This is a genomic window from Paracoccus lichenicola, from assembly GCF_009708075.1.
Taxonomy (GTDB): domain Bacteria; phylum Pseudomonadota; class Alphaproteobacteria; order Rhodobacterales; family Rhodobacteraceae; genus Paracoccus; species Paracoccus lichenicola.
This window is the reverse complement of record NZ_WMBT01000005.1, coordinates 48,496-60,993: the sequence shown is the minus strand read 5'-3', so window position 1 is coordinate 60,993 and position 12,498 is coordinate 48,496. Positions and strand designations below refer to the sequence as shown.

The 12,498-nt window shown below is 66.5% G+C and carries 11 protein-coding genes; 5 read left to right on the top strand and 6 right to left on the bottom strand.

The genetic code is table 11. From position 1 onward, the window contains the following. Window positions 1–521: 521 nt before the first annotated feature. From petB to GIY56_RS10175, 6 genes are all read right to left on the bottom strand, one after another. Entirely contained in the window at window positions 522–1,844 is a 1,323-nt protein-coding gene (petB, locus tag GIY56_RS10200) for a cytochrome b (RefSeq protein ID WP_154764735.1), read from the bottom strand. Window positions 1,845–1,856: 12 nt separating this feature from the next. Continuing rightward, window positions 1,857–2,417 carry a ubiquinol-cytochrome c reductase iron-sulfur subunit gene (gene petA, locus GIY56_RS10195; RefSeq protein ID WP_328288507.1) on the bottom strand — a complete coding sequence of 187 codons (561 nt, stop codon included), beginning with the start codon at window positions 2,415–2,417 and terminating at the stop codon, window positions 1,857–1,859. Between the two features lie 259 nt (window positions 2,418–2,676). Continuing rightward, window positions 2,677–3,444 (bottom strand): RadC family protein, encoded by a 768-nt coding sequence (gene radC / locus GIY56_RS10190; RefSeq protein WP_154764734.1) that lies wholly within the window; start codon window positions 3,442–3,444, stop codon window positions 2,677–2,679. Between the two features lie 48 nt (window positions 3,445–3,492). Next, entirely contained in the window at window positions 3,493–4,650 is a 1,158-nt protein-coding gene (gene dnaJ / locus GIY56_RS10185) for a molecular chaperone DnaJ (protein ID WP_154764733.1), read from the bottom strand. Window positions 4,651–4,729: 79 nt separating this feature from the next. Then, window positions 4,730–6,643: a molecular chaperone DnaK gene (gene dnaK / locus GIY56_RS10180; protein ID WP_154764732.1), complete on the bottom strand. Its 1,914-nt coding sequence runs from the start codon at window positions 6,641–6,643 to the stop codon at window positions 4,730–4,732. 166 nt (window positions 6,644–6,809) lie between these two features. After that, window positions 6,810–7,631, bottom strand: coding sequence for an ABC transporter permease (locus GIY56_RS10175; RefSeq protein WP_328288506.1), 822 nt, complete (start codon window positions 7,629–7,631; stop codon window positions 6,810–6,812). A gap of 130 nt (window positions 7,632–7,761) precedes the next feature. Between GIY56_RS10175 and cysQ the strand changes: the two genes are divergently transcribed. The 5 genes from cysQ (at window position 7,762) to GIY56_RS10150 (ending at window position 12,473) form a co-directional block, all read left to right on the top strand. Then, window positions 7,762–8,559 carry a 3'(2'),5'-bisphosphate nucleotidase CysQ gene (cysQ, locus tag GIY56_RS10170; RefSeq protein ID WP_196053602.1) on the top strand — a complete coding sequence of 266 codons (798 nt, stop codon included), beginning with the start codon at window positions 7,762–7,764 and terminating at the stop codon, window positions 8,557–8,559. Further along, window positions 8,559–9,359 carry a 3-deoxy-manno-octulosonate cytidylyltransferase gene (locus tag GIY56_RS10165; RefSeq protein ID WP_154764731.1) on the top strand — a complete coding sequence of 267 codons (801 nt, stop codon included), beginning with the start codon at window positions 8,559–8,561 and terminating at the stop codon, window positions 9,357–9,359. The genes cysQ and GIY56_RS10165 overlap by 1 nt, the downstream gene beginning before the upstream one ends. A gap of 180 nt (window positions 9,360–9,539) precedes the next feature. Beyond that, entirely contained in the window at window positions 9,540–10,436 is an 897-nt protein-coding gene (locus GIY56_RS10160) for a UTP--glucose-1-phosphate uridylyltransferase (RefSeq protein WP_154764730.1), read from the top strand. Between the two features lie 4 nt (window positions 10,437–10,440). Beyond that, window positions 10,441–11,427 (top strand): UDP-glucose 4-epimerase GalE, encoded by a 987-nt coding sequence (gene galE, locus GIY56_RS10155; RefSeq protein ID WP_154764729.1) that lies wholly within the window; start codon window positions 10,441–10,443, stop codon window positions 11,425–11,427. Then, a complete protein-coding gene (locus tag GIY56_RS10150; RefSeq protein WP_328288505.1) occupies window positions 11,424–12,473 on the top strand; it encodes a glycosyltransferase family 2 protein in 1,050 nt (349 codons plus the stop codon). Before galE ends, GIY56_RS10150 begins: the two co-directional genes overlap by 4 nt. The last annotated feature ends 25 nt before the right edge of the window (window positions 12,474–12,498 follow it).

The following is a 12,498-nucleotide window of genomic DNA, read 5'->3' as shown; positions in this document are numbered from 1 at the left end:
TAACCTGGACGGCGTCGCCGGCAGGCTCGCCAGCGGCGTCGGCCGCAGGATCCTCGGCAGGCGCTTCCCCGGCCGGGGCCTCGGCGGCAGGCGCTTCGGCGGCCGCGGGGGCAGTCTCGGTCGTGCCTTCCGCCGTGGCGGCCCCGTTGCCCTCGGCGGGCGCGGTCGTCACGGTGGGGGCGGACGGCGCCTCCATCGGGGTCTGTTCGCCCGCGCTTTGCGGCGAGGTCGAGGTCGGCTCGGACGATTGGGTGGGCGCGGTCGCGCGCTCTCCGGTGGGGGACAGGCCCGATCCGGCCTCGACCGTGGCGTCGGGCGAGGTGGCCGGGGCGGTGGTGGCATCCGTCTGCCCGGCAGGGGCCGGGGCCGCCGCCGGTTCGGACGATTGCTGCGTCCCGGTCCCCTGGGGGGCGGGGGCAGGCGTCGCCGCGTCCTGCGCAAGGGCCGCGCCCCCGGCAGAGATCGCCAGGGCCAGGGCAGCCGAGAGCGTCTTGGTTCTGAGCATCATTCTGTGGCTCTCCTTACTCGGCCATGCGCGTGGGCGAATCGTAATGCGCAAGGTAGTCTTCCTCGATCGTGGCGGGCATCGGCTCGGGCTTCTCGATCACGCCAAGCAGCGGCAGGATGACCAGGAAATAGGCGAACCAATAGGCCGAGGCGATCAGCGAGATCGTGGCATAGGGTTCCTCGGCCGGCATGGCGCCGCACCACATCAGCAGCACGAAGTCGAAGGCCAGAAGCCAGTACCACCACTTGAACTGCGGGCGGTACCGGCCCGAGCGCACGCGGCTGGTGTCCAGCCAGGGCACCAGCGCCATGACCAGGATCGCGCCGAACATTGCCAGAACGCCGAAGAACTTGGCGTCGATGATGCCGAAGGACAGGAACTGGACGATCTGCACGATCCAGACATCGGCCGTGAAGGCGCGCAGGATCGCGTAGAAGGGCAGGAAGTACCATTCCGGCACGATATGGGCGGGCGTCGCCAGCGGGTTCGCCTCGATGTAGTTGTCGGGGTGGCCCAGGTAGTTGGGCATGAAGCCCACGACCGCGAAGAACAGGACCAGCACCACGCCCAGCGCGAACAGATCCTTCATCACGAAGTAAGGCCAGAAGGGCAGGGTGTCCCGGGCCGCTTCCTCCTTGCTGCCGCGCCGCACCTCGACCCCGGTGGGGTTGTTGTTGCCGGTGGTGTGGAAGGCCCAGATGTGGACGATCACAAGCGCCGCGATGATGAAGGGCAGCAGGTAATGCAGCGAGAAGAAGCGGTTCAGCGTGGCATTGTCCACCGCCGGCCCGCCCAGCAGCCATTGCTGGATCGCCCCGCCCACGCCCGGCACCGCGCCGAACAGGCCGGTGATCACGGTCGCGCCCCAGAAGGACATCTGGCCCCAGGGCAGCACATAGCCCATGAAGGCCGTGGCCATCATCAGGATATAGATCAGCATCCCGATGATGTAGGTGACCTCGCGCGGGGCCTTGTAGTTGCCGTAATACAGGTTGCGGAACATGTGCAGGTAAACCGCCACGAAGAACAGCGAGGCGCCGTTCGCGTGCAGATAGCGCAGCATGTAGCCGCCGTTCACGTTGCGCATGATGTGTTCGACCGAGGCGAAGGCCATGTCCACATGCGGCGTGTAGTGCATCACCAGGACGATGCCGGTGACGATCTGCAGCACCAGGCAGAACATCAGGACGATGCCCCAGATCCACATCCAGTTCAGGTTCTTGGGCGTCGGGATCATGATCGTGTCATAGATCACCCCGGCGATCGGCAGGCGGCGGTAAAGCCATTTTTCGAAGCCTGTCTTCGGCTCGTAGTGATCGTGCGGAATTCCGGCCATCGAGATCCCTCCTCAGCCCAGCTGGATGGTGGTGTCGTCGAGGAACTCGGCGACGGGGATATGCAGGTTCTGCGGGGCGGGGCCGCGGCGGATGCGCCCGGCGGTGTCGTAATGGCTGCCGTGGCAAGGGCAGAACCAGCCGCCGAAATCGCCCGCGCCGTCGCCGATGGGCACGCAGCCCAGATGGGTGCAGACGCCGATCTGGACCAGCCATTCGCCGGCCTCGTCCAGGGTGCGGTTCTGGTCGGTGGCTTCCAGCGTGGGGTCGTTGGCGTTCTGCGCGCTCTGGTCGATGAGGTCGGTCAGGGGGACGGCGCGGCCGGCCTCGATCTCCTCGGGGGTGCGGCGGCGGATGAACACGGGCTTGCCCAGCCACTTGACGGTCAACTGGGTGCCTTCCGCGACCCCGCTGACATCGACCTGGATCGAGGCCAGCGCCTGGACATCGGCCGAGGGGTTCATCTGGTTCACGAGCGTCCAGGCGGCGGCACCGGCGGCCACCGTGCCTGCGCTCGCCGTGGCATAATAGAGGAAATCCCTCCGGGTGCCTACGTGTTCGTCTGCGTGGGACACGGGTCATTCTCCAATTCGGGCCGGGGACCGGCCGATACGACAATCCGGGCCGCGCATTGTCGCAGCCTTCGCGCGGCGGTTCTAGCCTTCAATTCCCTGTCAGTCCAGCCGGTAAGCCCGCCTGCCCCGGGCCATGGCCCAACCCATGTTGGAAAATTGCCGCGGGCATTTCGTCGCAGGCGGGGGCAGGCAGGGGGCTTTCAGCCCCCTCGGTCGCTGGCGCGACCTTCACCCCCAGGGTATTTGAGCAAAGAAGAAGTCATAAAAGGCCCTGGCTGCGGAACGACAGTTCGCGCGACTTGCCGATGATCAGGTGGTCGTGGATGGTGATTCCCATGCTGTCGGCGGCCTGGGCGATGCGGGCGGTCATGGTGATGTCGGCGTCCGAGGGCGTGGGATCGCCAGACGGGTGGTTGTGGACCAGGATCAGCGCCGAGGCGTTCAGTTCCAGCGCCCGGCGGATGATCTCGCGCGGATAGACGGGGACGTGATCCACCGTGCCGCGCGCCTGTTCCTCGTCCGCGATCAGCACGTTCTTGCGGTCGAGGTAAAGGACGCGGAACTGTTCGATCTCGCGGTGCGCCATGGCGGTGTGGCAGTAATCCAGAAGCGCGTCCCAGCCGGACAGGATGGGGCGGTGCATGACCTTGGCCCGCGCCATGCGCTGCGCCGCGGCCTCGACGATCTTCAGTTCGGTCACCACGGCGGGACCGACGCCCGCGACCTGTTCCAGGCGCGCGGCGGGGGCGGTCAGGACGCGGTTGAAATCGCCGAAGGTTTCGATCAGCAGCCGTGCAAGGGGCTTCACGTCCTGGCGGGGGATGGCGCGGAACAGCACCAGTTCCAGCAGTTCGTAATCCGGCATGGCGGTGGCGCCGCCCTGCATGAAACGGTCGCGCAGCCGGGCGCGGTGATCGGCCAGATAGGACGGCGCCTTGCCCGCGGGTATCGGGATCGGCGCGGCCTCGTCGGCGGCGGGCTGGAACAGCGGCAGGGGCATTTCGCCAAAGGTGCGATTCGGGTCCATGGCGCCAGCATGGACCCGCAGGGTGAAGGAATGGTTAACGCGTGGGCGTCAGCCCCGCATCCCGTCCCAGAAACCCTTGACCTTGTTGAAGAAGCTGTCCGATTGGGGGCTGTTGTCGGCCTGTTCGGACTCGAACTCGCGCAGCAGTTCCCGCTGGCGGGCGGTCAGGTTCACGGGGGTTTCGACAACCAGCTCGATCAGCATGTCGCCCGCCTCGCCCGCGGCACCGGGACCGTGGCGCAGGGGCGGCATTCCCTTGCCGCGCAGGCGCATCTGGCGGCCGGACTGGCTGCCCGCCGGAACCTTGACGCGCGCCCGGCCGCCGTCGATGGTCGGCACCTCGACCTCGCCCCCAAGGGCGGCGGTGGCCATGCTGACCGGCACCTGGCAGGCCAGGATCTTGCCGTCGCGCAGGAAGATGGCGTGGTCCTGGACCTCGATGAAGATATAGAGATCGCCCGCAGGCCCGCCGCGCAAGCCCGCCTCGCCCTCGCCCGCCAGGCGGATGCGGGTGCCGGTTTCGACGCCTGCCGGGATGTTCACCGACAGGGTGCGTTCGCGTTCGATGCGGCCCGCGCCGTGGCAGGCCTTGCAGGGGTTCTTGACGATCTGGCCCTGGCCGCCGCAGGTGGGGCAGGTGCGTTCGACCGTGAAGAAGCCCTGCTGGGCGCGGACCTTGCCCATGCCGGCGCAGGTCGGGCAGGCGGAAGGCTGGGTCGCGCCCTCGGCCCCGGTGCCCTCGCATTCCTCGCAGGCGACCGATCCGGGAACGGTGATGGATTTCTTCAGGCCGACATAGGCCTCTTCCAGGGTGACGCGCAGGTTGTAGCGCAAGTCCTGGCCACGCTGGGCGCGGGACCGGCCGCCGCCGGCGCCGCGCCGGCCCATCATGTCGCCGAACAGATCCTCGAACACGTCGGCGAAGGCGGTGCCGAAATCGCCCGGATGGGCGCCGCGTCCGTTGAACCCGCCACCGCCGCCCTCGAAGGCCGCGTGGCCGAAGCGGTCATAGGCCGCCTTCTTCTGGTCGTCCTTGAGGCAGTCGTAAGCCTCGTTCGCTTCCTTGAAATGGGCTTCGGCCTGGGGGTTGTCCTTGTTGCGGTCGGGGTGAAGTTCCTTCGCCTTCTGGCGATAGGCCTTCTTGATTTCCTCGGCCGATGCCCCGCGCGTCACGCCCAGAACCTCGTAATAGCAACGCTTGGCCATCTTTCGTCCTGTCTGGTTCCCCAACGAAACGGCCGGCCCGCGTCATCCCGCGGACCGGCCCGAAAGGGTGCGGCCCGGATCAGCCGCGCTTCTTGTTCTCGCCGAGATCCTCGAAATCGGCATCCACGATGTCGTCATCGACGTTGCGGGGCTGATCGCCATCGTCGCTGCCTTCGGCCGTGGCCTGGGACGACTTGTAGATGGCCTCGCCCAGCTTCATCGACGCATCCATCACGTTCTGGATGCCGCCACGGATCTTGCCCGCGTCGTCGGATTTCAGCGATTCCTCCAGCGCGCCGATGGCCAACTCGATCGCCTCGACCGTCGATCCATCGACCTTGTCGCCGTGTTCCTCCAGCGACTTGCGGGTCGAATGGATCAGGCTTTCGGCCTGGTTGCGCGATTCGACCAGTTCGCGGCGCTGCTTGTCGGCGTCGGCATTGGCCTCGGCGTCCTTCACCATCCGCTCGATATCCTCGTCGGTCAGGCCGCCCGAGGCTTGGATGGTGATGTTCTGCGTCTTGCCGGTGCCCTTGTCCTTGGCGCTGACGGACACGATGCCGTTGGCGTCGATGTCGAAGGTCACCTCGATCTGCGGCAACCCGCGCGGCGCGGGCGGGATGTCTTCCAGGTTGAACTGGCCCAACAGCTTGTTGTCGGCCGCCATTTCCCGTTCGCCCTGGAACACCCGGATCGTCACGGCGTTCTGGTTGTCCTCGGCGGTCGAGAAGATCTGCGACTTCTTGGTCGGGATCGTGGTGTTGCGGTCGATGAGCCGCGTGAACACGCCGCCCAGCGTCTCGATCCCCAGCGACAAGGGCGTCACGTCCAGCAGGACCACGTCCTTGACATCGCCCTGCAGCACGCCGGCCTGGATGGCCGCGCCAAGCGCCACGACCTCGTCGGGGTTCACGCCCTTGTGGGGTTCCTTGCCGAAGAATTCGGTCACGGCCTCGATCACCTTGGGCATCCGGGTCATGCCGCCGACCAGGACCACCTCGTCGATGTCGGATTTCGACACGCCGGCGTCCTTGATCGCGTCGGCGACCGGCTTCATGGTGCGCTTGATCAGGTCGCCCACCAGGCTTTCCAGCTTGGCGCGGGTCAGCTTGATCACCAGGTGCAGCGGGGTGCCGCTGTTCTTGTCCATGCTGATGAAAGGCTGGTTGATCTCGGTCTGGGAAGACGACGACAGCTCGATCTTGGCCTTTTCCGCGGCTTCCTTCAGGCGCTGGAGCGCCATCTTGTCCTTGGTCAGATCGACCCCGTGTTCCTTCTTGAACTCGTCCGCCAGGTAATTGACGATCCGCATGTCGAAGTCTTCGCCGCCCAGGAACGTGTCGCCGTTCGTGGACTTCACCTCGAACAGGCCGTCGTCGATTTCCAGGATGGTGATGTCGAAGGTGCCGCCGCCGAGGTCATAGACGGCGATGGTCTTGCTGTCCTTCTTGTCCAGGCCGTAGGCCAGCGCGGCCGCGGTGGGTTCGTTGATGATGCGCAGGACTTCCAGGCCCGCGATCTTGCCCGCGTCCTTGGTCGCCTGACGCTGGGCGTCGTTGAAATAGGCGGGAACCGTGATGACGGCCTGCGTCACCGTCTCGCCCAGATAGGATTCGGCGGTTTCCTTCATCTTCTGAAGGATCATCGCGCTGACCTGCGCGGGGGAATACTTCTCGCCCTTCACCTCGACCCAGGCGTCGCCGTTGCCGCCGTCCACGATGTTGTAGGGGACCAGCTTGCGGTCCTTTTCGACGGCCTCGTCGCCGATGCGGCGGCCGATCAGGCGTTTCACGGCAAAGACGGTATTGGTGGGGTTCGTGACCGCCTGGCGCTTGGCCGGCTGGCCGACAAGGCGTTCGCCATCCATGAAGCCCACGATCGAGGGCGTGGTGCGGGCGCCTTCGCTGTTCTCGATGACCTTGGGCTGGCTGCCGTCCATGATCGCGACGCAGCTGTTCGTGGTGCCGAGGTCGATGCCGATGACTTTTGACATGCTTGTTTCCTTCTTGCGGCGATTACACTGGACTTCGGGTCCGTTTCGGCCCCCGAGGCCCGATCCCAAAAACACGTTTCCAGGTCCGGCTGCCCGGACGCTTCGGGGTGTATATAGGCATGGTTTCAACCCCCGCAAGCGCCCGATGCGGGCAATTTGCAGGGCTTCAGCCGGCCGCGCTCCAGCTCAGCGATTCGTACTTGCGGGTGGTGAAGTTGATCAGAAGCCCGATCATCATCGCGGCCAGCGAGAACCACAGCGCATAAAGCGGATCGGTCTTCAGGGGCGTGTAGTTGATGAACACGAACCCCCGCTGCTGGTCGATGACGTGAAACAGCGGGTTCCACAGAAACCAGGGCAGCATGGCATTGGGCACCACGTTGGCCACGAACATCTTGCCGGACGCGAACATGTTGATTCGCTGATAGGCCGTGGTCACCAGCCTGGATCCGCGCGGCGACCAGGGCCTGATGCCCAGAAAGACCAGCCCCGTGCAGCCGCCCGAAAACCAGGCCAGCAGGTACATCGCCAGGCTGCCCGGCCAGAAGTCGAAATGGATGGGCGCGATGACGACGTGATACAGCCCCAGGATCGCGATGCAGCTGACCGTCTGGCGATACAGCACCGCCAGCGCCGCCGAGGCGATCAGGATCGCGGGGTTCAGCGGTTCGTGCTTGACCAGCCCGCCCGACACCGAATGGCTGCCCGCCACCGCGCCCGAGGCCTGGGTATGGGCCATGAACATGAAGACGCCCGACAGCATGTACAGGATGAAGTCGCCCCGGATCGGAGACGTGCGCACCTTGAAGAACAGGAAGAACAACATGAAGGCGGCGACAAAGATCAGCGACTGCAGGATGGTCAGCAACAGGCCCACGATCGCGTTGCGATGGTCGTTGCGCAGGTTGTAGACCGTCTGGTGATAGATCAGGCCAAGCGTCGTTCCCGCGGCCTTGATGATCGTGTCGTTCTTCCGCTGGTTGAACACGCCCGCGCTTCCCTTTCGCCTTCCGGCCCGCGGGCGCTTGCCCAAGCCGTCAGCCCCGATCATAAGGAAGCTTCGCTCCCGTCACAATCGGCAGGGTTGCGCTGAACCGGCCGTCGCGGAAGGAAACTGGATGCAATTTGAACAACTGACCATCGAAATGCGGCGCCTGGCGTTGCAGGCCGGGGCGCGCATCATGGAGATCTACGAGGCCGAGGATTTTGATGTCCGCGCCAAGTCCGACGAATCGCCCGTCACCGCCGCGGACGAGGCGGCCGATGCCCTGATCTCGGCCGGGCTGCGCGCGGCCTTTCCCGACATTCCCCTGATCACCGAGGAACAGGCCGCCAGCCACGCGCAGACGGCACGGACCTTCCTGATCGTCGATCCGCTGGACGGCACCAAGGAATTCGTGCAGCGGCGCGGCGATTTCACCGTCAACATCGCCTATGTCGAAGACGGCGTGCCCCTGCGCGGCGTCGTCTATGCCCCCGCCAAGGGGCGGCTGTTCTATACCACCGCCGACGGGCGTTCGGTCGAGGAGCATGGTCCCTTCGGCGACACGCCCGGCCAGACCGTGCCCATCGGCGTCAACCCGATCCCCGACAACCGGGGGTTGATGGTCGTGGCGTCGAAATCGCACCGGGACGCGGCGACCGACGCCTATATCGCGCGATACGGCGTGCGCGACATGACCAGCGCCGGTTCCTCGCTGAAGTTCTGCCTGGTGGCCACCGGCGAGGCGGATCTGTACCCGCGCCTTGGCCGGACGATGGAATGGGACACGGCGGCGGGCGACGCGGTGCTGCGCGGCGCGGGCGGAGAGGTCGTGCGCTTTGACGACCACACGCCCCTGGCCTATGGCAAGCCGGGCTTCGAGAACCCCTTCTTCATCGCCTTCGCGCCGGGCGTCCTGCTGGTGAAGGGCTGATGTCGGTCCTGATCGTCATTCCCGCGCGCCATGCCTCGACCCGCTATCCGGGCAAGCCGCTGGTGGACTTGCGCGGCGCGTCCGGCCAGGGGCGCAGCCTGATCCGGCGCAGTTGGGACGCGGCGGTGGCGGTGTCGGGCGTGGACCGGGTGGTGGTGGCCACCGACGACGACCGCATCCGCGATCATGCGGCAGGCTTCGGGGCCGAGGTCGTGATGACCTCTACCGCCTGCCGCAACGGCACCGAACGCTGCGCCGAGGCGGTGGCCAACCTGGGGATCTCCCCCGAGATCGTGGTGAACCTGCAAGGCGACGCGCCCTTGACCCCCGCCTGGTTCGTCGAGGATCTGGTCGCGAACCTGCGCGCCGATCCCGCGTCGGACGTGGCGACCCCGGTGCTGCGCTGCACCGGGCGGATGCGCGCGGATCTCATCGCCGACCGCCATGCGGGCCGCGTCGGCGGGACCACGGCGGTCTTCGGCCATGACCGGCAGGGGCTGTATTTTTCCAAGGAAGTGATTCCCTTTGCGGTGGGCGATTTCGGCCCGGACGATCCAAGCCCGGTCTTCCACCATGTCGGCGTCTATGCCTATCGGCCTGCGGCGCTGGCGGAATACGCCACCTGGGACGAAGGCCCGCTGGAGCGCCTGGAAGGGCTGGAGCAGCTGCGTTTCCTGGAACGCGGCCGCCGGATCCTGTGCGTCGAGGTCCAAGCGCGCGGCCGCCGGTTCTGGGAGCTGAACAACCCCGAGGATGTCCCGCGCCTGGAAGCGATGATGAAGGACATGGGCCTGGATTGAAGGCATCTTGCCATTTGGCCTCATCTGCTGGAAATGAGGGTCGGTTTTCACGATGTGCTGGGCGTCAAATTGCCGATGCCCCCCTGATTCGGCTTGCAGAGTGAAACGTTTGCAGGTGATTTGGCGTTATGCTCCGTTCAGCCTCCGGCTGCCGCAAGGATCGAACAAAGGTGTCAATTCATGACTCGTAAGGTAACCAAGGCCATCTTCCCCGTAGCTGGTCTGGGCACGCGCTTTCTTCCAGCCACGAAAAGCATCCCGAAAGAGATCATGACGCTGATCGACCGGCCGCTGATCCAGTACGCCATCGACGAGGCGCGGGCCGCGGGCATCACCGAGTTCATCTTCGTCACCTCGCGCGGCAAGGGCGCGCTGGAAGACTATTTCGACCATGCGCACGAACTGGAAAGCAGCCTGAAGAAGTCCGGCAAGACCGATCTTCTGGAAGTCCTGCGCAGCACCAACATGGAATCGGGCGCCATCGCCTATATCCGCCAGCACAAGGCGCTTGGCCTGGGCCACGCGGTCTGGTGCGCGCGCCGGCTGGTGGCCGATGACGAACCCTTCGCCGTGGTGCTGACCGACGATGTGATCATGGGCGATCCGCCCTGCCTGCAGCAGATGATCGAGGCCTATGGCGAGACCGGCGGCAGCATGGTCGCCACCATGGAAGTCTCGCCCGAAAAGGCGCAATCCTACGGTGTCCTGGACGTGGCCGAGGACATGGGCGCCATCGTCAAGGCGCGCGGCATGGTCGAAAAGCCCAAGCTGGGCACCGCGCCGTCGAACCTGGCGGTGATCGGGCGCTATATCCTGGCGCCGACCGTCATGCGGAACCTCAACAAGCTGAAGGCCGGGTCCGGCGGGGAAATCCAGCTGACCGACGCCATCGCCGACGAGATCGAGGCCGGGCGCGGCGTTTACGGCCTGCGCTTCCGCGGCCAGCGGTTCGACTGCGGGTCCAAGGCGGGTTTCCTGCAGGCGACCGTGGCCTTCGGCCTGGAGCGGGACGAGCTGAAGGAAGAATTCGCCGAATACCTGCACGACATCATGTCGCTGCGCCGGGCGGCCGAATAAGCCCATGTCGCAGACGGTTCTGGTGACCGGGGGTGCGGGCTATATCGGCTCGCACGCCTGCAAGGCATTGGCGGCGGCGGGCTATGTGCCGGTGACGCTGGACAACCTGTCCACGGGCTGGCGCGATGCCGTCAAGTTCGGCCCCTTCGTCGGGGCCGACCTGATGGACCGCGCGGCGCTGGATGCGGCATTCGCCGAACATCGTCCGGTGGCGGTGCTGCATTTCGCCGCCCTGAGCCAGGTGGGCGAGGCCATGGCCGAACCCGGCAAGTACTGGCGCAACAATGTCGGCGGATCGCTGAACCTGATCGAGGCCGCCATCGACGCGGGCTGTCTGGATTTCGTCTTCAGTTCGACCTGCGCGACCTATGGCGACCGCGACGGCGAGGTGCTGGACGAGGAAACCCCCCAGGCCCCGCTGAACGCCTATGGCGCCTCCAAGCGCGCGATCGAGGACATGCTGGCCGATTTCGGCGCCTCGCACGGGCTGCGCTCGGTCATCTTCCGCTATTTCAACGTGGCGGGCGCCGATCCCGAGGGCGAGGTGGGCGAACACCACCGCCCCGAGACGCATCTGATCCCGCTGATCCTGGACGCGGTCGATGGCAAGCGCGCGGCGCTGACGGTGCATGGAACCGACTATCCCACGACGGACGGCACCTGCATCCGCGATTACGTTCATGTCATGGATCTGGTCGATGCCCATGTGAAGGGGCTGGAATGGCTGCGCGCGGGGCAGGGCAGCCGGGTCTTCTGCCTGGGCACGGGATCGGGCTTCTCGGTCCGCGAGGTGGTGGATGCCACGCGCCATGTCACCAACCGATCCGTGCCGATGGTCGATGGCCCGCGCCGGGGCGGCGATGCCGTCAAGCTGGTCTGCGGCAGCACGCGGGCCAAGGCGGAACTCGGCTGGCAGCCGCATCGCTCCACCATGCCCCAGATGATCGCGGATGCCTGGCGCTGGCACCAGAACGGCGCCTATCAGGCGTGAGCGGCGACGGGCCAAGCGCCATGCGGCGGGCCTGGTCGGCCTATCGCCAGCGCTGGAAGCGGCGCAAGCTGTTGTGGCGCAGCCTGCGCGCGGGCCAGGCCCTGACGCCGCTGGCGGACCGGACGGCGGCGATCCGGCCGGGCGACATCCTGTGCTTTGCCACCGTCCGCAACGAGATGCTGCGCCTGCCGCAGTTCCTGGACCATTACCGCCGCCTGGGCGTTGCCGCCTTCCTGATCGTGGACAATGCCAGCACGGACGGCACCGACGCCTTCCTGCGCGGCCAGGCGGACGTGTCGCTGTGGCGGGCGGCGGGGGGATACCGGGCCTCGCGCTTCGGGATGGACTGGCTGGGCGCGCTGCTGATGCGCCACGGCCACGGTCATTGGTGCGTGACGGTCGATGCGGACGAATTGCTGATCTATCCCGATTGGGACTGCCGCGCGCTGCCGCAGCTGGTGGCCCATCTGGATGCCGCCGGCCGCCCGGCCATGGGCGCGATGATGCTGGACCTGTATCCGCGCGGCCCCCTGGGCCAGGCCGAGGCCGGACCAGAGGCCCCGCTGACCGAACAACTGCCCTGGTTCGACGCCGCCCCTTATCGCTGCGAAGTTGTTCCCCCCAAGCGCAACCGCATCCTGCGGGGCGGGGTGCGCGAGCGGGTGTTCTTTCCCGACGCGCCCGAACGCGGACCCACGCTGAACAAGCTGCCGCTGGTGCGCTGGAACCGGCGCCATGTTTATGTCAACTCGACCCATTCCATGCTGCCGCCCCGCCTGAACGACGAATATGACGGCCCCGGCGATCCGCGCCTGTCGGGCGTCCTGCTGCACGGCAAGTTCCTGCCCGACAGCGCCGCCCGCGCGGCCGAGGAACTGCGCCGCAGCCAGCATTTCATCGACCCCAAGCCTTATCGCCCCTATCACCAGGCCATCACGCGGGCGCCGGTCCTGTGGCACGAAGGCTCGGTCCGCTATCGCGGCTGGCGGCAGTTGCTGGATCTGGGGCTGATGGGGGCGGGGGATTGGCTTGCGACCGCTGATTGACGAACACCGGACGCCCTTGCCAAAT